This is a genomic window from Roseateles sp. YR242, from assembly GCF_900109745.1.
Lineage (GTDB): Bacteria > Pseudomonadota > Gammaproteobacteria > Burkholderiales > Burkholderiaceae_C > Roseateles.
This window is the reverse complement of the sequence record NZ_FOAV01000011.1, coordinates 58,384-81,106: the sequence shown is the minus strand read 5'-3', so window position 1 is coordinate 81,106 and position 22,723 is coordinate 58,384. Positions and strand designations below refer to the sequence as shown.

The window sequence follows — 22,723 nt, the reverse complement described above, 5'->3', positions numbered from 1 at the left end:
GTCAGCGAACGAGCCCGCGCTTGGCAGTGGCCAGGAAGTCCAGCATCAGCTGAACGTCGGCCACGGTGTCGGGGCCCTGCCCATCCTTGAGCGCCTCGATGTCCTGCACCGATTGCTCCAGGGTCAGACCGTCCCGGAACAACAGCTTGTGCATCTGACGGATGGTGCCGATGCGGTCATTGCTGAAACCGCGGCGGCGCAGGCCGGTCAGGTTGACAGCGCGCACCGCCAGCGGGTTGCCGTCCACCGTCATGTAGGGGGCCACATCCTGGGCCACATGGCCCTGGAAACCGATCATGGCGTGGGCGCCAATGTGCACGAACTGGTGGACGCCGGTCAGCCCCCCCACCGTCGCCCAGTCCCCCACGTGCACATGGCCCGCCAGGGTGGCGTTGTTGGCCAGCACGCAGTGGTTGCCCACCACGACGTCATGCGCCACATGCACATACGCCATGACCCAGTTGTCCGAGCCCACGCGCGTCACCCCCTGCTCCTTGAAGGTGCCGGTGTTGAAGGTGCAGAACTCGCGGATGGTGTTGCGGTCGCCAATGACCAGCTCGGTGACTTCACCACCGTGGCTCATGTCTTGCGGCATGGCGCCGATGGAGGCGAACTGAAAGATGCGGTTGTCGCGGCCGATGGTGGTGCGACCTTCCACCACGGTGTGCGGGCCGATCCGCGTACCAGCGCCGATGCGCACCTCGGGGCCGATGACCGCGTAGGGGCCGATCTCGACATCGGCGTCGATCTGCGCCTTCGGGTCGACGATCGCAGTGGAATGGATCTTGGCCATGGTCGGGTGTTCAGCAGTCCAGACGGCGCATCGTGCACATCAGGCCGGCTTCGGCCACGACGTCGTTGCCCACCAGGGCCTTGGCACCGAACTTGTAGATGCTGGCCTTGGCACGCTCCAGGGTCACGTCCAGGATCAACTGGTCACCCGGCTCGACCGGGCGCTTGAAACGGGCACCATCAATGCCGGCGAAGTACACGACATGGTTCTCGTCCAGCGAGAAGTCGTAGCTCTGCACGGCCAGCAAGGTGGCGGCCTGGGCCAGCGCTTCCAGGATGAGCACGCCCGGCATGACCGGACGATGCGGGAAGTGGCCCTGGAAAAACGGTTCGTTGATGCTGACGTTCTTCAGCGCACGGATGCGCACACCCTTCTCCACTTCCAGCACACGGTCCACCAGCAGGATGGGATAACGGTGCGGCAGCTTCGCCAGGATGCCGTGGATGTCGATTTTGCTGCTCTCGTCGTTCATGTCGTCTTCTTTTCCAGGGCACGCACGCGTTGGCGCAGCTCATAGAGCCCGCGCAGCGCGGCGGCGTTCTTCTGCCAGGACGCGGCGTCCTCAAAGGGCCACATGCCGGCATAGGCGCCGGGCTTGTCGATGCTGTTGCTGATGTTGGCCGTCGGCCCGATCTGCACCCCGTCGGTGATCTTGATGTGGCCATTAATGCGCGCCGCGCCGGCCACGATGCAGTTGGCACCGATCTCGGCACTGCCGGCAATGGCCACGGCACCGGCGATGGCGGTGCCCTTGCCGATCTTCACGTTGTGGGCGATCTGGACCAGGTTGTCAATGATGGCACCATCGGCGATGACGGTGTCGCCCAGGGCGCCACGGTCGATGCAGGTGTTGGCCCCGATCTCGACGTCGTTGCCGATGCGCACGGCGCCGAGCTGTTCGATCTTGACCCACTTCATGCCACTGTCGCCCTTGGTGGGGGCGAAGCCAAAGCCATCCGCACCAATGACGACGCCGCTGTGGATCAGCGAGCGCTCGCCCACGATGCAGTCGTAGCCCAGCACCACACGCGGCGCCAGGCGGGTGCTGGCACCCACCACGGCGTTGCGCTCCACCACGGTGTGGGCGCCAATGCGGGCGCCGTCCCCGATGCGCGCGCCAGCTTCGATGACGGCAAAGGGGCCGACTTCGACACCTGCGCCCAGTTGGGCGTCCGCCGCCACGCTGGCGGTGACGTGCACGGCCGGCGCGGGGCGCGCCTCACGCATGTGCTGCACCCACCACTGGGTAAGGCGGGCGAAGTAGAGATAGGGGTCCGGTGTGACGATGCAGCTGGCTTGCCGCCCCTCGCCCTGGCGCCCCGCGGCGGCCTCCTGGATGGCCGGCGAGACGATGACGCAAGCAGCCTGGGTGGAGGCCAGTTGCGGCAGGTATTTGGGGTTGGCGAGGAAGGCGATGGCCTCCGGGCCCGCCTCTTCCAACGGTGCCACGTAACGGATGGCCGTATCCGAAGCACCAAGAGAAACGCCGCCCAAGGCGGCGATCAGGTCCGATACCAGTACCTGCTTCATGGCATCCGCTTCATTGTTTCTGCGCGTTCAGCGCGTCAATCACCTTCTTGGTGATGTCCACGCGGGCACTGGCGTGTACGGCATCCTGGACGATCAGGTCGTATTTGTCCTGCTCGAAGATCTGCTTGATGACCTTGTTGGCCTTCTCGATCACGCCCGCGAGTTCTTCATTCTTGCGCTGCGCCACGTCTTCGTTGAATTCGCGACGCTTGCGCTGCAGATCACGGTCCTGCTCGATCAGTTCACGCTGACGGCGGGCGCGCTCCGCCTCGGTCAGCGCCGGACCTTCCTTGTCCAGCTTCTCGGCGGCGCCGCGCAGCTTACCCTCCTGCTCCAGCAGGGTCTTCTCGCGGCGGCTGAACTCCGCCTGCAGCTTGGCTTCGGAGGCCTTGGCCAGATTCGTCTCGCGCAAGATCCGCTCGCTGTTGACGTAGCCGATCTTGATTTCCTGGGCCTGGGCAGCCAAAGCCGTGGTTGCTGTCAGGGCGACAGCGGCCACCATCTTCAACAGCATGCTCTTCATCAGAATGATGTCCCGATCTGGAATTGGAATCGCTCGATTCTATCCGTCCGCAGCTTCCTGATTGGCGTACCGTAACTGAGCCTGAGCGGACCCATCGGCGACAGCCAGCTGATGCCGATACCGCCCGCGGCACGGGTATCGTCAAAATTCAGCTTGTCGTCAGTGCCCCAGACGTTGCCGACGTCCAGGAAGGCGAACAGGCGGAAGCTCTTGTCGTTGCCCGCGCCCGGTACGGGCACGTACAGCTCGGTGTTGATGTTGAACTTGCGGTTGCCGCCTGTGTAGGAGCCGGTTATGTCCACCGGACCCAGCGTACCGGATTCGAACACCCGCACCGAACCCAGGCCGCCGCCGTAGAAGTTCTTGAAGATGGGGTATTGCCGGCCCATCAGACCTTCACCCCAGGCCACTTCGCCGTTGATCATCAGCGAGAACTTGCGGCCCAGCGGAATGAATTGCTGGTACTGCATGTTGGCAATGGCGTAACGCGAGTCGCCGACGACGCTGGTTTCCAGGTTCACGCGCTTCATCGAGCCCGCGGACGGGGTGATGACGCTGTCCCGGTTGTCGGCCTTCCAGCCGATGGTCAGCGGGATGGACAGGGCCGAACCGCCAAACGCACGTTCGAACAACAGGTAGCTGTTGGGCAGGCCCTTGGAGGTGGTGATGCGGGTCTGCTCCGCACCGACGCCGAAGAACACGGTGTCTTCTTCAGAGAACGGCACGCCGAACTTGACCGAGCCACCGTAGGAGGCCAGTTCGTACTGTTCGCCCAGATTGTTGATCGGCTTGACCGTGCGGTAGAACACGTCCACGGCGCGGGAAATGCCGTCCACCGTGAAATACGGGTCCACCGTGGAGACGCCCAGCGAGCGGCCGGTGCTGGCCGTGTTGAGCTGAATACCCAGATAGTTGCCGGAACCGAAGACGTTTTCCTGCGAGATGGAGCCCGACAGCGACAGCTTGCTGGCACTGGAATAACCCGCGCCGATCTGGATGTTGCCGGTGGGGCGTTCGGTCACTGTCAGGGTGACGTCCACCTGGTCGGGCGAACCCGGCACTTCGGTGGTGTCGACGGTGACGTCCTTGAAGTAACCCAGGCGCTCGACGCGGTCGCGCGAGGCCTTGATGCGGGCGCCGTCATACCAGGAGGATTCGAACTGGCGGAACTCGCGGCGGATGACTTCGTCCCGGGTGCGGGTGTTGCCGGAGACGAGCACGCGGCGCACATAGACGCGGCGCTGCGGCTCGCCCACGAAGGTCACGACCACCTGGCCGGTCGCCCGGTCGATCTCCGGGCGGCTTTCCACGCGGGCGAACGCATAACCAAAGGTGCCGTACAGGTCCTGGAAGTTGCGCGTGGTCTGGGCCACGGCCTCGCCCTGATAGGGCTCGCCGGCCTTGAGCGCGATCAGGCGCTTGAATTCCTCGTCGCGACCGAGGAACTCGCCTTCCATCTTGATGCCGCTGACCGTGTAGGGCTGGCCCTCGCTGACGGTGACGGCAATGCTGATGCTTTGCTTGTCCGGCGAGATGGTGACCTGGGTGGACTCGACGTTGAACTCGAGATAACCACGGTTCAGGTAGTACGAGCGAATGGTTTCCAGGTCCGCATTCAGCTTGGCGCGGGAGTAGCGGTCTGTCTTGGTGTACCAGGTCAGCCAGCCGGTGGTGGTCTGCTCCAGCAGGCCCAGCAGGGTGCTTTCGCTGAAGACCTTGCTTCCCAGGATGCGGATTTCCGCGATCTTGGCGGGTTCGCCTTCGGTCACCTGGAAGCTGACGTTGACGCGGTTGCGCTCGATCGGGGTAATGGTGGTGGTCACCTCTGCGCCATACAGGCTGCGGGTGAGGTACTGGCGCTTGAGTTCCTGTTCGGCGCGGTCGGCCAGGGCCTTGTCGAAAGGCTTGCCTTCGCCGATGCCGACGTCCTTCAGCGACTTCGTCAGCGCCTCGGTATCGAACTCCTTCAGGCCGACGAAGTTCACGTTGGCGATGATGGGACGTTCCTCGATCACCACAACCACCGCATCGGTGTCGATGTTGATGCGCACGTCCTTGAACAGGCCGGTGGCGAACAGGGCCCGCAGCGCCGCGGCGCCCTTCTCGTCGTTGTAGGTGTCCCCGATGCGGAACGGCAGCGCCGCGAACACCGTGCCGGGGTCGGTCCGTTGAAGGCCTTCGACGCGGATGTCCTTGAGGACGAAAGGTTCGACGGCCCATGCGGAACCGGCGTGCATCGCGGTGGCCAGCACCGCCAGTTGGATCACGTGGGGGCGCATCGGCTCAGGCAGGAATCGGGACATGCGGAAGTTTCAGTGCAGACCCAGTTGACGGGTCAGATCGTTGAAAAGGGCCAGACTCATCATCAGCAGCACGACGGCGATACCTGCGCGTTGCAGCTGCTTGTGCCACCACTCGGAGACAGGGCGGCCGCTCAGACCCTCGAAAAGATAATACATCAGGTGTCCCCCATCGAGCATCGGCAACGGCAGCAGGTTCAACACCCCCAGGCTGACACTGATGACAGCGAGGAAACCCAGGAATGGCGCCACCCCCAGACGAGCCGACTGCCCCGCGTAGTCGGCAATGGTGATGGGCCCGCTCAGATTCTTTACCGAGGCTTCACCAACAAGCATGCGCCCCAGCGTCTTGAGCGATTGCGTGCTGAGTTCCCAGGTGCGGGTCAGTCCTTGCTGCAGCGCTTCCCAGGGGCCGTAGTGCACCGTCACCATGTCCGGCGCGCCGGCAAAGCTGACACCGATGCGCGGGACGGCCTGCTCCCCCTTCCCCTCCAGTCGAGGGGTGACAGTGCGCTCGATGCGCTGGCCATCGCGCAGGATCAGGAATCGCAGGGGCTGGGCGCGGCCATCGACCACCGCCCCGCGAACGCGTTGCATGGCCCAGGAGACGTCCGGCACGGGGACATCGTCGATGCTCAGCACGCGGTCACCGGCGTGAAGTCCCGCTTCCTCGCCGGGTGTATCCGCCATGACGGCATTAAGCACAGGGGCCGCCGGCGAGCCACCCAGGCCGATCTGGCGGAAGGTGGCGGCGTCCAGATCGCGGCTCTGCAGCGTGTCGAGTGCCAGCTTCAATTTGCGGTGGCCATGTCCCTGCGTATTGCTGACGCTGAGATAGAGCGGACGGTGGTCCCCCACCGCCTGGGCCAGTTGCCAGTGAAGATCGGGCTGGGAGCGAACGTCCTCCCACTGTTCACCGTCTTCCGACCAGGCCTGCACCCAGTCCCCGGACTGCAGGCCGGCCTGCTCGGCCAGGCCGCCGGCCATGGGTGTGCCCATCACAGCCTTGGGCTCCTGCTGGCCGATCAGGCCAACGCTGGCGAACAACAACACCGCCAGCACCAGATTGGCCACCGGCCCTGCCGCCGCGATGGCGGCGCGGCGCCACAGGGACTGCCGATTGAAGGTCTGGGACAGGAGTTCCGGGGGCACCGGGCCTTCGCGCTCATCAAGCATGCGCACGTAGCCGCCCAGCGGCAAGGCACTCAGCACGAATTCGGTGCTGTCGGGATGCTTCTGCCAGCGCAGCAGCACACGGCCAAAGCCGACCGAGAACCGCAACACCTTCACACCACACGCACGTGCCACCCGGTAGTGGCCCCATTCGTGGACAACGATCAGCACCCCGATGGCGACCACGAAAGCGAGGGTGGAATACAGCATCAGGAGACCCCGGTGTCCAGGCGTTTGATCAGCGCCTGCGCGTGGCGGCGCGCGCGCGCATCGAGCGCCAGCAGGCCCTCGACACTATCGACCTCGCCGGCTTGTGGCGACACGGATTCCAGCGCATCGCGGTTGACGTGGCAGATCTGGTCGAAGCGCAGGCCTCGGTCCAGGAAGGCGGCCACCGCCTCCTCGTTGGCGGCATTCAGCACGGCCGTGCTGCCCTCGGCGCCGCGCAGCGCCTGCCAGGAGAGGTGCAGGCCGGGGAAGCGGCGCGCGTCCGCCTCCTCGAAACTGAGGCCGGAATGGGCCAGCAGGTCCAGCCGTCCGGCACCGGAGGTGATCCGCTCCGGGAAAGACAGCCCGTAGGCGATGGGCACACGCATGTCCGGCGTGCCCAGCTGCGCCAGCACGGAGTTGTCCCGGCACACCACCATCGAGTGAATGATGCTTTGCGGGTGGATCAGCACCTTCACCTGCTCAGGTTCCAGGTTGAAGAGCCAGCGCGCCTCGATGACCTCGAGCGCCTTGTTCATCATGGTGGCGGAATCCACCGAAATCTTGCGGCCCATCACCCAGTTGGGGTGGGCACAGGCCTGGTCGGGCGTGACATCTGCCAGAGACGCCGGGTCCCGTTGGCGGAAGGGGCCGCCAGAGGCGGTCAGCACAATGTGGTCGATGCGCTCGTGCCAGGTGGCACGGTCTTCCGGCAGACACTGGAAGATGGCGGAGTGCTCGGAGTCGATCGGGAGCAGCGTGGCGCCGCCCTCCTCCACCGCCCGCATGAACAAGGCACCACCCAGGACGATGGCCTCCTTGTTGGCCAGCAGCAGGCGCTTGCCGGCACGTGCGGCGGCCATGGCCGGCGCCAGGCCGGCGGCCCCCACGATGGCCGCCATCACGGCGTCTACGTCAGGGTGGGCAGCAATGTCAGAGAGTGCTTGCAGGCCGTCCAGCACCTCGGTGCGGCTGCCCGCCTCGCGCAGGCGCTCACGCAGCTGGGTGGCCAGGCTGGCGTCGGGCAGCACGGCAAAGCGGGGCTGGTGCGTCAGGCACTGGCTGAAGAGTTCATCCACCCGGCTCATCGCCGACAGGGCGAAGACCCGGTAGCGATCCGGGTGCCGGGCAATGACGTCCAGCGTATTGGTGCCGATGGACCCCGTGGAGCCCAGCACGGACACCTGCTGGGGAGAAGCTTGCGGCGAACGAACGGAAGCAGTCATCACAGGGAACTCAGCGCCAGGGCCAACGGCAGCACGGGCAGCAGCGCGTCAACACGGTCCAGCACACCACCGTGGCCGGGCAGCAGCTGGCTGCTGTCCTTGGCACCGGCGGCACGCTTGACCAGGGATTCAAACAGGTCGCCCACCACACTCATGGTGGTCAGGAACACCAGGGCTAGCAGGGACAGCCAGCCCAGGCGTTTCACCAGCAACTGGTAGAGGCTGGGGCCGTCCACCGGCAGGTAGACATCGATCACATGCACCCATAGCGCGGCCAGCACGATGACGCCGAACAGGCCACCCAGGGCACCCTCCCAGCTCTTGCCGGGGCTGATGGCAGGCGCCAGCTTGCGACGGCCGAACAGCTTGCCGAAGACATAGGCGGCGATGTCCGCCATCCACACCAGACACATGGCCGACAGCAAGAAGTTGATGCCGCGGGCACGGGCCGTGATCAGCGCCAGCCAGGCCGCCCAGAGCAGCACTGCGCCCAGCACCAGGCGCAAGGCCACCGGCACCCGGGGCCAGCCGGCCACACCAGCCTTCAGGGCCTGTGCGCCGCCCAGCACCCACAGTCCGCCGGCAATCCACCAGCACCAGGCCGGCAGGCTGAAGCCCAGGCTGTACAGGCACAGGCCACACAGCACGGCCAGCACGGCGCCGAAGACCAGTGCAGGGGCACCGGGGCGGCCATTGAGGCGCGACCATTCCCAGCCACCGGCGGCGATCATCACCAACGTCAGCAGGGCAAAAGGCAGCGGCGTGGACGCGAACAGCGCCGGCAGCAGCAACGCGAGCAGCACAACGGCCGTGATGATGCGGGGCAACAGCATGGGGTCTTGACCTTTGCGAAGGAACTCAGGCTTCCTGGACGGTGCCAGGCACGTTGACGCCACCAAAGCGCCGGTCACGGGCCTGGAAGGCGGCGATCGCCTCGTCCAGCTGCGCCTCGCCGAATTCCGGCCAGAGACAATCGGAGAACACGAACTCGGTATAGGCCGTCTGCCACAGCATGAAGTTGCTGATGCGCAGTTCACCCCCGGTACGGATGAACAGATCCGGATCCGGCGCGTAGCTCATGGCCATGTACTCGGAGAGCTTGGCCTCGGTCAATTCCTGCGCCGGCACACCTGCCTCGATCGCCTTGCGGCAGGCCTGGACAATGTCCCAGCGGCCACCGTAGTTGAAGGCGACGTTCAGCGTCAGCTTGGAATTGTGCGCCGTCGTGCCTTCGGCCTCGGCCCAGGCCGCGCGCAGCTTGTCGGAGACCGCTTCGCGGTCGCCGACGATGCGGATGCGCACGCCCATGGCGCCCATGCGGGCCAGGTAGCGGGAAACCGCTGCCAGCACCAGGCCCATCAGCCCGGAGACTTCATCGCTGGGGCGCTTCCAGTTCTCGCTGGAGAAGGCAAAGACGGTCAGGTATTCGATCTCGCGATCAATACAGGCCTGCACCACCCGCACCAGGGCATCCACGCCCTGCTTGTGGCCAAAGAAGCGCGGGAGGAAGCGCTTCTTGGCCCAGCGTCCGTTGCCATCCATGACGATGGCCACATGGCGGGGGACACCCGCCTTCTTGTCTGCGCTCACGTCCTGTGCGCTCAGACCGCCATGATCTCGGCTTCCTTCGCCGAAACCAGCTTGTCGATCTCGGCCACCACACGGTCGGTGAGCTTCTGGACCTCATCCTGGCTGCGACGTTCGTCGTCCTCGGTGATTTCCTTGTCCTTGGTGAGCTTCTTGGCTTGCTCGTTGGCGTCGCGGCGCAGGTTGCGCACGGCCACCTTGGCATCTTCAGCAGCGCCCTTGACCACCTTGGTCAGGTCGCGGCGGCGCTCTTCGGACAGCGGCGGCATCGGCACACGGATCAGATCACCCTGGCTGGCGGGGTTCAGGCCCAGATCCGACTCGCGGATGGCCTTCTCGATCTTCTGGCCCATGCCCTTTTCCCAGGGCTGCACGCTCAAGGTGCGGGCGTCCAGCAGGCTGACGTTGGCCACCTGGGAGATGGGCACCGGCGAGCCGTAATAGTCCACATGCACCTGGTCCAGGATGCCCGGATGGGCGCGGCCGGTACGAATCTTCTGCAGTTCGTTCTTGAAGGCCTCGATGGACTTGGCCATCTTGGTTTCGGCGTTCTTCTTGATGTCGGCGATGCTCATGTTCTTTTCCTCGATCAGTGGGGACGGCGCGGTATTGACCCTTGTCTTAACGCGCCGGTCCGCTCAGACGTGCACTTGAATCTGCACTCAGACATGCACCAGCGTGCCCTCATCCTCGCCCAGCACCACACGTTTGAGTGCACCTGGCTTGAAGATGGAGAACACCCGGATGGGCAGCTTCTGGTCACGGCACAGGGCGAACGCGGTCGCGTCCAGCACCTGCAGATTCCGGCCGATGGCCTCATCGAAGCTGATGCGGCTGTAGCGGGTCGCGGTCGGGTCCTTCTTGGGGTCCGCGGTGTAGACACCGTCCACCTTGGTGGCCTTGAGCACGATTTCCGCACCCACCTCGGCCCCGCGCAACGCTGCGGCGGTGTCCGTGGTGAAGAAGGGGTTGCCGGTGCCGGCCGCGAAGATCACGACCTTGCCTTCTTCCAGGTATTGCAGTGCCTTGGGGCGCACGTAGGGTTCGACCACCTGCTCGATGGCGATGGCGGACATGACGCGCGCGGTCATGCCTTCCTGGCGCATGGTGTCGGCCAGGGCCAGGGCGTTCATCACCGTGGCCAGCATGCCCATGTAGTCCGCCGTGGCACGGTCCATGCCCACGGAGCCGCCGGCAACACCACGGAAGATGTTGCCGCCGCCGATCACGACGGCGACCTCCACGCCCAGACGGGTCACCTCCTGGATCTCCTGCACCATACGCACGATGGTGGCGCGGTTGATACCGTAGGCGTCGTCCCCCATCAGGGCCTCGCCGGAGAGCTTGAGCAGGATGCGTTTGTGCGCGGGCATTGTTACCTCGTCAATACAGCCACTGAAGGCAATGGGGTTGCGCGCGCACAGGCATACGGCTGGAACCGCCCTGGACCGGGGCTGCATCTGCCTGGCGCAGGCACAAGTGTAAAGGGCGCCCGGGGGCGCCCTTTTGTTTCGCGGAGCTTATTGCCCCTTGCTGGCGGCGGCCACCTGGGCGGCCACTTCGGCGGCAAAGTCGTCCACCTTCTTTTCGATGCCTTCGCCGACCACGTACAAGGTGAAGGACTTCACCGTGGTGGCCTTTTCCTTGAGCATCTGGGCGACGGTCTGCTTGCCATCGGCAGCCTTCACGAAGACCTGGTCCAGCAGGGAGACTTCCTTCAGGAACTTCTGCACCGAGCCTTCAACCATCTTGGTGACGATGTCGGCGGGCTTGCCGGATTCGGCAGCCTTTTCGGTGGCGATCTTGCGTTCCTTCTCGACCAGCTCGACCGGCACTTCGGCGGAGGACAGGGCGGCCGGCTTCATGGCGGCGACGTGCATGGCGACGTCCTTGGCAGCCACTTCGTCACCGTCGAACTCGACCATGACGCCGATGCGGGTACCGTGCAGGTAGGAGGTCAGCTTGGCGCCCGCAGCGTAGCGCTTGAAGCGGCGGATCGTCATGTTCTCGCCGATCTTGCCGATCAGGCCCTTGCGGACGTCTTCCACGGTGGGGCCGAAGCTTTCCTGCGACAGCGGCAGGGCCGACAGGGCCTCCACGTCGGCGGGGTTCTTCTCGGCCACCAGGCCAGCCAGGGCGTTCACGAAGGCCAGGAAGGCATCGTTCTTGGAGACGAAGTCGGTTTCGCAGTTGACTTCGATCACGGCACCGGCGCCGCCGACCACGGCCGCGGCGACCACGCCTTCGGCGGTGATGCGCGACGCGGCCTTGCCGGCCTTGTTGCCCAGCTTGACGCGCAGGATCTCTTCAGCGCGGACCAGATCGCCTTCGGCTTCGGTCAGGGCCTTCTTGCATTCCATCATGGGTGCGTCGGTGCGAGCGCGCAGCTCGGCGACCATGCTTGCGGTAATTGCAGCCATCTCAATCTCCGTGTGGTACAGGCCCCGCTCCATCAACAGGAAAGTACGGGGCCTGTGAAATCTTGCTTGGAAAAAAGGGGCTGAATCAGCCCCCTGGTCGAACCCTTGCGGGGACGCGGCGATCAGGCGCCTTCGTTCACTTCCACGAACTCGTCGCCTTCAGCGGCAACAGCCTGGACCAGCTCTTGCGTCGAGTTGGCGCGGCCTTCCAGCACGGCGTCTGCCACGGCCTTGGCGTACAGGGCGACAGCCTTGGAGGAGTCGTCGTTGCCGGGGATGACGTAGTCGATACCTTCGGGCGAGTGGTTGGTGTCCACAACGCCGATCACGGGGATGCCCAGCTTCTTGGCTTCAGCGACGGCAATCTTGTGGTAGCCCACGTCGATCACGAACAGGGCGTCCGGCAGGCCGGCCATGTCCTGGATGCCGCCGATGTTCTTTTCCAGCTTGGTGATATCGCGCTGGAACATCAGGGCTTCCTTCTTGATGGAAGGCTGGGTGCCAGCGTCCACCTGGGTCTGCATGTCCTTGAGCTTCTTCAGCGAGGTCTTGACCGTCTTGAAGTTGGTCAGCGTGCCGCCCAGCCAACGCTGGTTCACGCTGGGCACGCCGGCGCGAGCGGCTTCTTCAGCGACGATGTCGCGAGCCTGGCGCTTGGTGCCGACCATCAGGATCGTGCCGCGCTTGGCAGCCAGCTGGCGCACGAACTTCAGGGCTTCCTCGAACGCGGGCAGCGTCTTTTCGAGGTTGATGATGTGGATCTTGTTGCGATGGCCGTAGATATACGGGGCCATCTTGGGGTTCCAGAAGCGGGTTTGGTGACCAAAGTGGACGCCTGCTTCCAGCATCTCGCGCATCGTGACGGACATGAATTTAACTCCGAAGGTTGGGTTCTAGAATCCGGCACGAATCGCAAGAAACAACTTGCAACACCTTGTGAGCCACCCACCGAGCCAGGGGTGAACCCCGAAGCTGGTGAGCGGGCTGCTGCTACTCATGGAGTGAGTAAGCTGCCGGACCCGCGAATTTGCGATGTAGCGTGTCTTTCAGAACCTCGTTCAGTACCTCGTTCAGGACCTATTCCTGAACAACTCGACCTGAACAACTCGATCACCACGCTGCACCGCGTTTCATGCCAAAGCCGGTGTTTTAAGACACCCGCCCCGGCAAAAACCCGAAGAGTATAACCCGATTTCTGACGGCCTTCGCGGCCCAACCCGTGGCGCCGGGCCCTGCCCCAGGTTCAGGCGGCACCCGGGGCCAGCCCGGCCGGCCTCATGGCGGCTTGGGGCCGCTAACCATAGCTTGTATTTGGGTTGTGTCAGACGTGACTGAAGTGCAACAGGATCGCACCAACATTGCGGGCGGGAGGCTCTGGCCCTGGCACCATTGGGCGCCTCGCGCGAGGCGCCCGCCTTACCGGGCATGGGCGCCCGACACGACTCGGCTCCCGACCTGCTCCCGATTTTCCTCTTACGAGACCAGGCGCCGCCCCTATGAAGCGGCGCCGGACGCACGACATGACGCACGCCCTGACCGGCCTGGAACACACGCCTGACATTTCGGTTGATCGCCTCCCGCAGCCCCCGGCGGGCTGCGCTCCCCGCCCGGCCCAGGGCCTGCCGCTGGGGGGCTGCTGACATGCGGGTTGCCGTCATCGGTGCCGGCGTGGCTGGCATCTCCACCGCCTACGAGCTGACCCTGCGGGGCCACGAGGTCCAGGTCTTCGAACGGGACACCAGCGTGGCCACTGGCGCCAGCTTTGCGCCCCCGGGCCTGATTGCACCCGGGCTGCTCGCGGCGCGGCCGCCGGCACGGCTGAAGTGGCGCGGTGCGCCTGGTCAGCTTGGCTGGCGTTGGGCCCATTGGCGGGCGCGGCGCGCCAGCGCCCAGCAGCCGGTGCCGGCAGCGGTGCTGCAGTTGGCCACGCAGGGTCAGGCGCTCATGAACACCTGGCGGCAGGCGCTTCAGATGGAAATCGAGCAACGCGCGGGGGTGCTGCTGCTGTGGCGCAGCGCCAAGGAATACCGGCAGGCAGCGCCGATGCTGGCGCGCCTGCAGGCGGCCCAGATCGCACATCGTGAGGTGGATGCGGCGACCTGCCGCCTCCTGGAGCCGGGCCTGCACCCGGACACGCCGCTGCACGGAGGCATTCATCTGCCGCAGGATGAATCTGCCAATGCCCGCCAATTCAGCCAGGCGCTGAAGCAGGAGGCGCAGCGGCTGGGGGCACGCTGGCAGTTCAATGCCGAGGTCCTGCAGATCGATCCCGGCACGCAGCCCTCGCTGCACTTGGCCACCGGCCCGGCACAGCGGGTAGATGCGGTGGTGGTGTGTGCCGGCAAGGGCGCACCGTCGCTGCTCGGGCCTTTGGGACTGCGCTTTCCATGGGGGAAGGTGCACGCACACACGCTCACTGCCCCGCTGCGCCAACTGGAGGCGCATCCAGACCTCGGGCCGAGCGCCACGGTCATTGACGTGGCCTTGGGTGTCAGCATGACGCGGCTGGGCCAGCGGGTCCGCATCGGCGGCGCACAGGAACTGGGCGGTGCAACGACCCAGCCCGATGGCCAGTCCTTGGGCGCACTGCATCAGGCGGCGCACGACTGGTTCCCTGGAGCGTTGCAGGCTGGCGGCCAACAGCGCTGGAAGGCCTCGCGCCTGCTGCTTCCGGACGAGCTCCCAGTGGTGGGGGCCAGCGGGGTGCCGGGCGTCTGGCTCAACATCGGCCATGGCGAGGCGGGTTGGGCGCTCGCTGGTGGCGCGGCCCAGTGGCTGGGTGAACGGCTGGCGGGTCGGGATGGTGGCCTGGACCCCTCGGTGCTGGAAGCCGCCCGGCTGCGTTGACATGGCGGCCACTCCGTCACGGGGCGCTGCGCTAGAGTGGGCCCATGCATGCCCTGCTGCCCACCACAACGGCCGATTGGCCACTCCATGACACAGCGGCGAGCCGTGCGCTTGAACAGGCGGCGCTTGCCGGACATCCGCCTCACACCCTGATCGAACGGGCGGGTGAGGCCACGGCCCGGCTTGCACTGGCCTTATGGCCTCATGGCCGCTCGGTGGTGGTGTTGGCGGGGCCGGGCAACAACGGCGGCGACGCATTGATCGCTGGGCGATGCCTCGCGGCGCGGGGCTGGCAGGTCCGCGTTCATCGCATCGGCCCTCCGCCGCAAGCAGGTAGCGACGCGGCTTACGCCTTGCGCCGGGCGATCGACGCGGGCCTGGTGGTTCATGAAGGTCTTCCGGACACCGCCGTGCTGGCGGGTCGCATTGATCTCTGGATCGATGGTCTGCTGGGCCTGGGCACCCGCCGTGCACCGGAAGGCGGCATCGCTGCGGCGATCCGCATCGCCAACCAACATCCCGCGCCGACACTGGCCATCGATCTGCCCAGCGGCCTGAACGCGGATACCGGACAGGCACTCGGCCCCGATGTCACCGATGCCGACCACACCTTGACTCTACTCAGCATCAAGCCGGGCCTCTTCACTGGTGAAGGCCGCGCGTTCAGTGGACGCATCTGGTTCGATGACCTTGCAACAGCAACAGCAACAGCGACGGCGCCAGCATCAGCACCGGCGCCAATGCCAGCCGCAGGAGCAGGAGCCGCAGCAACTGCGATCCTGGCGGGCACCGACCACATTGCCTGCTGGCACCGGCATCATCCGCGAGGCGCGACCAGCCACAAGGGGCGACAGGGTGATGTGGTGGTGCTGGGTGGGGCGCCGGGCATGCGGGGCGCGGCCTGGTTGGCTGCTTCGGCTGCGCTGGGGGCGGGTGCGGGGCGGGTCTATGCGGCGTTGCTGGAGGATGATGGCCAGCCGTGGCCGGCCCGGCCTGAGCTCATGCATTGGCCGGCGGATCGATGGGTTCAGCCACACGGCTGGCGCGATGCGGTGGTGGTGTGCGGGTGCGGCGGTGGTGGTGCCCTTCTGCCCTGGCTGGATGCGGTGCTGCATGAAGCGCAGCAACTGGTGCTGGATGCAGACGGCCTGAATCTGGTGGCTGCCCATGAAGGGTTGGCACGACGGCTTGCAGCGCGTCGCGCTCGCGGTCTGCACAGCCTTCTGACACCCCATCCGCTGGAGGCGGCGAGGCTGCTGCAATACAGCGGCGTTGCCGACATCCAGGCGAACAGGCTGGGGGCTGCACAGGCACTGGCCGACAAGTTTCAGGCAGCAGTGGTGTTGAAGGGCTCTGGCAGCATCCTTGCGTCACCGGGCCAACGGCCCAGCATCAACAGCAGTGGCTCTGCGGCCTTGGCCACGGCGGGCACGGGTGACGTGTTGGCGGGCTGGGCTGGCGGTCTTTGGGCGCAGGCGCCGGATGCTTCGCCGCACGAAGTTGGCTTGACTGCGGTGGTGTGGCATGGTGCATCTGCTGCCCATCATGGCGGCCCTCTCAGGGCGGCCGACCTCATCGAGGCCATGGTTGCACGCCACCCAATCTCATAGCAATCTGCACCGCGGCCTTGACGGCGGGATTCAACGCGCAGCCTTGATGGCAAGCCTCATCCACCGCGTGATGGCAGGTTTCATGGCGCTGCTTGATGGGGTTTTATGGCACTGTCTTGATGGTAGGTCTCGGTGTGGGTAAGTGACGGGGCGGGGCCTGTTTGCGGAAGTCAAGGAATGAATGGCTGACGAAGCCAGACAGAAGGGACATGAAGCAAACAGGTCCCGCCCCGGCGCTTACCGGCGCAGTAAGCCGATGCCGAGGCCGAGGCCGAGGCGCAAGGCGCAAGGCGCAAGCCCCAAGGCCGAATGCGCCGGACCCACGACCTGAACAAAAAAAAGCCTGGCTCACGCACCACAAAGCGCGCCCGCCAGGCCAGTCTGCTCAAGTCCGTTTCTTACGGGCCGTCTTCGCCGCTGCCGGCGGAGGCGCGGTCTTGCCAGCAGCCGCCCGCGCCACCGAACGTGCAGCCGTGCGTTTCGGGACCTTGACCGGATTCGCCCCTGCCGTCTTCACCGTGCGTTCTGCCTTACGGCGCTCTGCCTTCAACGCGCGATCGGCCTTCTCGACCCGCTCCAGGGCCTCGATGGCCCCGCCTGCTGGCACTGCTGAAGCCACCGGGGCTGACACCACCGGCAACTCCGGCGCACTCACGATCTCCGCCAGCGGCTTGCGTGCGCCACGCTTGTCCGAGCGCCGGTCGCCGCGCCGCGAATCGCCATGCTTGTCCCGCATTGCCCGCTGCAGTTGCCGCGCTTCATCTTGCTCCCGAACCAGCCGGAAATCGATTTTCCGGCCATCCAGATCCACACGGCTCACCTGCACCTGCACACGCGCACCCGTCGCATAACGGATCCCCGTGCGCTCGCCACGCAACTCCTGCCGCACCTCATCAAACCGGAAGTATTCGCCTCCCAGCTCCGTGATGTGCACCAGACCTTCCACATACAGCGCGTCCAACTGTACGAACACCCCGAAGGTCGTCACCGCACTCACGGTGCCCGAGAATTCTTCGCCCAGGTGGTCGCGCATGAAGCGGCACTTCAACCAGGCTTCCACATCGCGCGAGGCTTCATCCGCGCGGCGCTCGTTGGCACTGCAGTGGGCGCCCACGATTTCCCAGCGTTCCACCTCGGTCGCCGCCGTGGCCGGATTCAGCGTCTTCGTCGGCCGGCCCGGCCGCTTGGGCAGCGGCTTCGCCGCTTCCATCTTGTGGGCGTCCAGCGTGTACTTCTTGTTGCTCAGCAACGCCTTGATCACCCGGTGCACCAGCAAGTCGGGGTAGCGGCGAATCGGGCTCGTGAAGTGCGTGTACGCCTGATAGGCCAGACCGAAGTGGCCCGAATTGGCTGGCGTATAGATCGCCTGCTGCATCGACCGCAACAGCATGGTGTGGATCTGCTGCGCGTCCGGGCGTTCCTTCGTTGCCTGTGCGATCGCCTGGTATTCACCCGGTGCAGGATCGTCACTCAAGCCCATGCCAATACCCAGGGCCCGCAGATAGGCCTGCAACGCCATCCGCTTCTCGGGCGTCGGCCCTTCGTGCACACGGAACAGCGACGCATGCTTGCCACCGGCGATGAAGTCCGCCGCACAGACGTTGGCCGCCAGCATGGCTTCCTCGATCAGGCGGTGTGCCTCGTTGCGGGTACGCGGAACGATTTTCTCGATGCGCCCGTTGTCATCACAGACGATCTGCGTTTCCGTCGTCTCGAAGTCCACCGCGCCGCGCTTGGCACGTTGCGACAACAAGGCGCGATACACCTCATGCAGATGCAGCAGATGCGGCACCAGATCGCGGCGCTTGGCAGCTTCCGGCCCATGCGTATTGCCCAGGATGGCCGCCACCTCGGTGTAGGTCAGCCGGGCATGCGAGTTGATCACCGCCGGGAAGAATTGATAGGCCTGCACCTCACCCGCTTCATCCACCAGCATGTCGCACACCATCGACAGGCGATCCTGCTCCGGGTTCAGCGAACACAGGCCGTTGGACAGCTTCTCCGGCAGCATCGGAATCACCCGGCGCGGGAAATACACCGACGTGGCACGCTCATAGGCATCGCGGTCCAGCGACTCGCCCGGCTTCACATAGTGGCTCACGTCCGCGATGGCCACCAGCAGGCGCCAGCCCTTGAATGCCGTCTTGCCCCGGCCCTGCTTGTGCGGCTCGCAATAGACCGCGTCATCGAAGTCCCGCGCGTCTTCACCGTCGATGGTCACCAGCGCCACATCGCGCAGGTCCACCCGGCCCTTCATGTCGGCCGCGCGAACCTTGTCCGGCAGTTTGGCGGCCTGCGCCAGGGTGTCGGCACTGAAGGCATGCGGCACCTCGTACTTGCGCACCGCAATCTCGATCTCCATGCCGGGGTCGTCGATTTCACCCAGCACCTCGGTCACACGCCCCACGGGCTGCGAGTACATCGAAGGCGGCTCGGTCAGCTCCACGGCCACGATTTGACCCGCCGTTGCATTGGCAATCGCGTTCTTGGGCACCAGGATGTCCTGGCCATAACGCTTGTCTTCGGGCGCCACCAGCCAGATACCGGACTCCAGCAGCAGCCGGCCGATGATGGGTTTCTTGCGCCGCTCCAGAATCTCCAGCACCCGGCCTTCGGGGCGGTTGCGCTTGTCAAGGCGCACCACACGCACGCGCAGCCGGTCGCCGTGCATCACGGCGTGCATCTCCTGGGCGGAAAGATAGACATCGGGCTGGCCGTCATCCGGCATCAGAAACCCGTGCCCATCACGATGCCCCTGCACCGTGCCTTCGACCTCGCCCATCAATGGACCGGGTGTGGCGCCAGGTGTCTTTCCAGTCCCCGTTCCGGGGTGGGCGCCCGACTGAGTTGCAGGCGTTTGCGAGCTTGCGTTCTTGAAGTTTTTGATAGTATGATCCTTGTCTTTCCTGAAACGCAAAAAGCGCTTCTCGAGAACTTGGTGACTAGGATACCTGAGGATCAACTCATTGGCGCTCCTTGTTCACCGCATGTTCTCGGTGTTTCTCAGTTTAGAGAAGCAAAGCAGTGATTTTTGACCTTGCCCAGGTGGCGGAATTGGTAGACGCACTAGTTTCAGGTACTAGCGGGTAACTCCGTGGAGGTTCGAGTCCTCTCCTGGGCACCATATTCCGAAAGGCCAGCGCAAGCTGGCCTTTCTCATTTCTGCGCCACTATTTTTGGCGCCACGCTTTCAGCATCACTGTTGCGTGGCGCTATCGTCATCAGGACGCCGTTGGGGTGCTATTGAGCCGCTATCGGGGCGCTATCGGGGCGCTATCGTCGGGTCGTTATCAAGCACCACGCCTTTGCACGCCACGCCGCAGGGAACCCCGCACAAATATCTCCTGGTCCGGCAGCACTTCGCGTGGGCATCAGCGGGAATTCCGACGGACAGGCGCGTTTTCCACCTTGCTGCGCACTGCGTTCTCCACCATCTTGACTGCACGCTCGCGCGCGGCCAAGTCCCCCGCATCAAATTCTTCTGAAAGATAAGGCGTGATGAGGCTCACGCTGGCGCGCTCACTCAATAGTCCTTCAACCGCCATCTGCACAACGGCCGAGACGTAGTCACTCACCGCCTCCAGGGGCACTCGCGGCTGCGCCTGCGTACCTGCCGGTGACTTTGGCAAGACCTGCAGCAACCCCACCAATCTCGGCTCATCAATCAGATCTTGCGACCTGAACCGAGCGTAGGTGCGCATGAGTGCAGCCATGGTGGTGAGCTTGCCGCGCCGCATGGCCACCGGCAGGGCAGGCTCACCACGATTCCAGCCAGCCAGGAGATCCACCACCTGCGCAGACTCCAGGCACCCCGCCTTGAACAGACGGATGAGCGCATTGCCCCAGTGGTCCATGCGATGTTCCGGCGCGAGGTAGATTGCGCCTTGAGCTGTCGCCGCCTCAGCCTCCTCGTCTGCCAACCAGCACAGGAAATGGGGCAGCGGGGCTCCTATAAGACCCGGGGTCATCCTCTCCCATTCCGGGTCGGTGGCCGAGGGGGAGGCGAGCAGCAAGACGACATGATCCGGCGTCAACAGCCGATCGACATGAAGCGCGATCACAGTATCTGTCCACACTTCTGCACAGCTTTCGCCCACCTGCAACATGATGCTGGCCAGTCCACTCAACTGGTTGGAGTCTTTCAAACAGAGCGCTTGCTCTACCTGCTTTGGAGTGACCCAGCCTCGGTGTGCCGCCTTCACCACGCCATCCAAGACCTCCGCAAGGACTGCATGGTCGCCAACACCAGCAGCCACCGCCTGGGCCGAGATCGAGGTAGGCTTGCCGCACAACAGCATGCCCGCCTGCAATGGGGTCAGGTAGCGGGCTTCGCCCGCTTGAATAACCACAGATTTGAACCATCGCACAGCTTCCACGCTTTGCCCGTTTACAGCACCCAGGCACCCCTGCCACAGGTTTGGGCCTTCCAGCAGTGGCTGCAGCGTCAACGCAGTCAGCCAATTGCGGCTGGCACCCTGCAGGGCATGAGCCCCCAGGACCTTCAGGTGTTCCACGCGACCCTCAGCCATCGCTTCCTGGATAGGCGCCAGGAGAAGGCCGGCATATTCATGCCCCTTGAACTTCCCACACGCCTGTCCTTGCTCGATCAAGTCCAGCAAGGCGCTCAGCGCCAGAACATCGCTCTTCATTAATACCTGAGACACCAGCGAGTTGCCCCGGGCGTCCTCCAGAAGCACCTTCAAGGTAGAAGCAGGCATCACCGACACTGCGCGTCGGCTCATTTCGGCCCACGCGACGAACGTGTCCCCCGATCCGCTCGAAAATGCCTGGGGCAGGATGCTCGGCCCGCCGCATTGCGCGAGGAACCACATGGGATTGCGACCCGACTGCCGCTTGAAAATGGCCTGGACAATCGCCGCATGGCCATCCTGCGTCGCAGCGGTCAGCAAGTGGCCTATGACATCCTCCTGCAAACGCTGAAGATCCAACCAGTTCTTTGATCGGTCAGGACCCAGACGGCGTAGAAGATGCCCGGCCTGCTCAGCGCTGCCCAGAGCCTCTATCGGAAATCTCATCAAGGCCTGCGGCGACTCTGCCTCCAGGACGGTATCGACCAGTCGCCGATAGGCCGCCTCGTCGCGCTGCGGCTTCGCCAGCAGCAGGTGCTCCACTCGCACACCCTCCAGCATCCCGGTCTCACCCGCCGACGGGAAGTACTCCTGCAGATAGACCAGCCGTCGGTCCACGTGCCGCAGGGCCCACGGCGTGTTGGATGATTCCGACAGCAGCAGGGTGCCCAACTCCGGTCGCTGAATCAAACCCTGCTTCTCCAGCTCTTGAAGCAGGTCATAGGCCACCAGGGAGTCGTCCGCACGCCAGCAGAAGGTGCCGTTATCGACGTCCTCCTTGATCAGACTGTTCAGCGAGGTGCCTTGGAAGGTGGGGGCCAATTCCCTTGCCGCAGCCAGCAGCCGACTCATATGCGTCTGATCGGCCAGATCAATCTGCGAGGACGCCGTCCCCAGCAACTCCGCAGTCCGGTCAAGCAGCCGCTCGCGATACCGGCCTGCCAGCGCCAGCGCCACCGTGGCGGGGCGACAGTCGCGCAGCAGCAGCTCGGCACACTCCCGGACCTCTTCCGGCGAAACCAGGTTGAGCGCCTCGCTCACCACGTCTTTTGGGAGGGCGCCCGGCAGGCGCAGCTCCAGCCGGAAGCGATTGACAAGATGGGTTTCCATGAGTTCGATGTCATCCCCTTTGCGGTCTTCCCACACGGTCCGGACGAACTTGCGCACCACCTCATCCATCAGCTCTTGAAGCACCTGCCAATACTGACCTCGCAGCGTCCCGTCGGGCCGCTGCACCTGCATCAGTGCATGGATGAAAGCAGGCCCGGTCGACATGCAGGTCTTGACCTGAGAGGCCAGCTCCCGCAGTGCCGTCTTGCGCACGTTCAGCTCGATGGCAGGGTGATGCAACAGCATGCAGAAACTGTCGAAGCTCTGCTTGCCAATTCCGTACAGAACAGGCAGGCAATCGATACCGATCCACGATAGACCATCCTCCTCCATCAGCTTGTATCGGAATGCCGCGAAACCCTCTCGAATCGCGTCTGCCTCGTCGCGACTGAAGTGCTGAGCGGCGAACAATTCGCAACGATCCACATTGCCCAGGAACTGCTGCTGGATGTCCTTGAACGCCGTGGTTTTCATGAACTCGGCAAACGGGAGCCTGGGATTTTCCTTGTCGGGCCTGTAGTGCAGCCAGGTCGGGTCGGCCGGCGGCATGGCTACTGCCGGAGGCGGTGGCTCGAAGGAATCAGGCAGATACAGATCGCTAGCGACGACACTGAAGGGTGCTGAACACGGCACAAACATGAGGGAGACTTCCATGCAGAGAGAAACACTCTCTTCAGTGGACCTGCCGCCTCCCTGCGTACTAGCAAAAATGCAGGCTCAACGTGCAGGACGCGGGCCACGCAAGCGCCGCACGCACCAAAGAAAAATGGGCAGCCGAAGCTGCCCATTCTCATTACCGTCATGGCCC

The 22,723-nt window shown here is 64.7% G+C and carries 17 protein-coding genes and 1 tRNA gene; 3 read left to right on the top strand and 15 right to left on the bottom strand.

The genetic code is table 11. The features are described 5' to 3' along the window. Nucleotide 1: 1 nt before the first annotated feature. From lpxA to rpsB, 13 genes are all read right to left on the bottom strand, one after another. Nucleotides 2-793, bottom strand: a complete 792-nt coding sequence (gene lpxA, locus BMY53_RS18860) for an acyl-ACP--UDP-N-acetylglucosamine O-acyltransferase (protein WP_092948037.1) — start codon at nucleotides 791-793, stop codon at nucleotides 2-4. A gap of 10 nt (nucleotides 794-803) precedes the next feature. Further along, complete coding sequence (gene fabZ, locus BMY53_RS18855) at nucleotides 804-1,265, bottom strand: 3-hydroxyacyl-ACP dehydratase FabZ (RefSeq protein ID WP_092948036.1); 462 nt, start codon at nucleotides 1,263-1,265, stop codon at nucleotides 804-806. Further along, nucleotides 1,262-2,323, bottom strand: a complete 1,062-nt coding sequence (gene lpxD / locus BMY53_RS18850; RefSeq protein ID WP_092948035.1) for a UDP-3-O-(3-hydroxymyristoyl)glucosamine N-acyltransferase — start codon at nucleotides 2,321-2,323, stop codon at nucleotides 1,262-1,264. The genes fabZ and lpxD overlap by 4 nt, the downstream gene beginning before the upstream one ends. A 10-nt stretch (nucleotides 2,324-2,333) precedes the next feature. Further along, nucleotides 2,334-2,846, bottom strand: coding sequence for an OmpH/Skp family outer membrane protein (locus BMY53_RS18845; protein ID WP_092948034.1), 513 nt, complete (start codon nucleotides 2,844-2,846; stop codon nucleotides 2,334-2,336). Then, nucleotides 2,846-5,125, bottom strand: a complete 2,280-nt coding sequence (bamA, locus tag BMY53_RS18840) for an outer membrane protein assembly factor BamA (RefSeq protein WP_092948133.1) — start codon at nucleotides 5,123-5,125, stop codon at nucleotides 2,846-2,848. Before bamA ends, BMY53_RS18845 begins: the two co-directional genes overlap by 1 nt. Before the next feature lie 33 nt (nucleotides 5,126-5,158). Next, entirely contained in the window at nucleotides 5,159-6,529 is a 1,371-nt protein-coding gene (rseP, locus tag BMY53_RS18835; RefSeq protein ID WP_092948033.1) for an RIP metalloprotease RseP, read from the bottom strand. Continuing rightward, nucleotides 6,529-7,752 carry a 1-deoxy-D-xylulose-5-phosphate reductoisomerase gene (gene ispC, locus BMY53_RS18830; RefSeq protein ID WP_092948032.1) on the bottom strand — a complete coding sequence of 408 codons (1,224 nt, stop codon included), beginning with the start codon at nucleotides 7,750-7,752 and terminating at the stop codon, nucleotides 6,529-6,531. The genes rseP and ispC overlap by 1 nt, the downstream gene beginning before the upstream one ends. After that, entirely contained in the window at nucleotides 7,752-8,585 is an 834-nt protein-coding gene (locus tag BMY53_RS18825) for a phosphatidate cytidylyltransferase (RefSeq protein WP_092948031.1), read from the bottom strand. Before BMY53_RS18825 ends, ispC begins: the two co-directional genes overlap by 1 nt. 25 nt (nucleotides 8,586-8,610) lie before the next feature. Continuing rightward, nucleotides 8,611-9,342 carry a polyprenyl diphosphate synthase gene (gene uppS, locus BMY53_RS18820; RefSeq protein ID WP_092948030.1) on the bottom strand — a complete coding sequence of 244 codons (732 nt, stop codon included), beginning with the start codon at nucleotides 9,340-9,342 and terminating at the stop codon, nucleotides 8,611-8,613. An 11-nt stretch (nucleotides 9,343-9,353) separates the two neighbouring features. Beyond that, on the bottom strand, nucleotides 9,354-9,914 hold the full coding sequence (gene frr / locus BMY53_RS18815; protein WP_092948029.1) for a ribosome recycling factor: 561 nt from the start codon (nucleotides 9,912-9,914) through the stop codon (nucleotides 9,354-9,356). An 87-nt stretch (nucleotides 9,915-10,001) separates the two neighbouring features. Next, nucleotides 10,002-10,712 (bottom strand): UMP kinase, encoded by a 711-nt coding sequence (gene pyrH / locus BMY53_RS18810; RefSeq protein WP_092948028.1) that lies wholly within the window; start codon nucleotides 10,710-10,712, stop codon nucleotides 10,002-10,004. Between the two features lie 147 nt (nucleotides 10,713-10,859). Then, entirely contained in the window at nucleotides 10,860-11,759 is a 900-nt protein-coding gene (tsf, locus tag BMY53_RS18805; protein WP_092948132.1) for a translation elongation factor Ts, read from the bottom strand. 122 nt (nucleotides 11,760-11,881) lie between these two features. Next, a complete protein-coding gene (rpsB, locus tag BMY53_RS18800) occupies nucleotides 11,882-12,628 on the bottom strand; it encodes a 30S ribosomal protein S2 (protein ID WP_092948027.1) in 747 nt (248 codons plus the stop codon). Nucleotides 12,629-13,400: 772 nt separating this feature from the next. Between rpsB and BMY53_RS18795 the strand changes: the two genes are divergently transcribed. Continuing rightward, nucleotides 13,401-14,606 (top strand): FAD-dependent oxidoreductase, encoded by a 1,206-nt coding sequence (locus BMY53_RS18795; protein ID WP_092948026.1) that lies wholly within the window; start codon nucleotides 13,401-13,403, stop codon nucleotides 14,604-14,606. Between the two features lie 44 nt (nucleotides 14,607-14,650). Beyond that, on the top strand, nucleotides 14,651-16,216 hold the full coding sequence (locus BMY53_RS18790; RefSeq protein WP_092948025.1) for an NAD(P)H-hydrate dehydratase: 1,566 nt from the start codon (nucleotides 14,651-14,653) through the stop codon (nucleotides 16,214-16,216). A gap of 385 nt (nucleotides 16,217-16,601) precedes the next feature. On the opposite strand, the gene rnr is transcribed toward BMY53_RS18790, so the two are convergent. After that, nucleotides 16,602-18,998 (bottom strand): ribonuclease R, encoded by a 2,397-nt coding sequence (gene rnr / locus BMY53_RS18785; RefSeq protein ID WP_092948024.1) that lies wholly within the window; start codon nucleotides 18,996-18,998, stop codon nucleotides 16,602-16,604. 257 nt (nucleotides 18,999-19,255) lie between these two features. On the opposite strand from rnr, the gene BMY53_RS18780 reads away from it, so the two are divergent. Further along, a tRNA-Leu gene (locus BMY53_RS18780) sits at nucleotides 19,256-19,340 on the top strand. A 247-nt stretch (nucleotides 19,341-19,587) separates the two neighbouring features. On the opposite strand, the gene BMY53_RS18775 is transcribed toward BMY53_RS18780, so the two are convergent. Continuing rightward, nucleotides 19,588-22,569, bottom strand: a complete 2,982-nt coding sequence (locus BMY53_RS18775; RefSeq protein ID WP_177200951.1) for a hypothetical protein — start codon at nucleotides 22,567-22,569, stop codon at nucleotides 19,588-19,590. Nucleotides 22,570-22,723 lie beyond the last annotated feature (154 nt).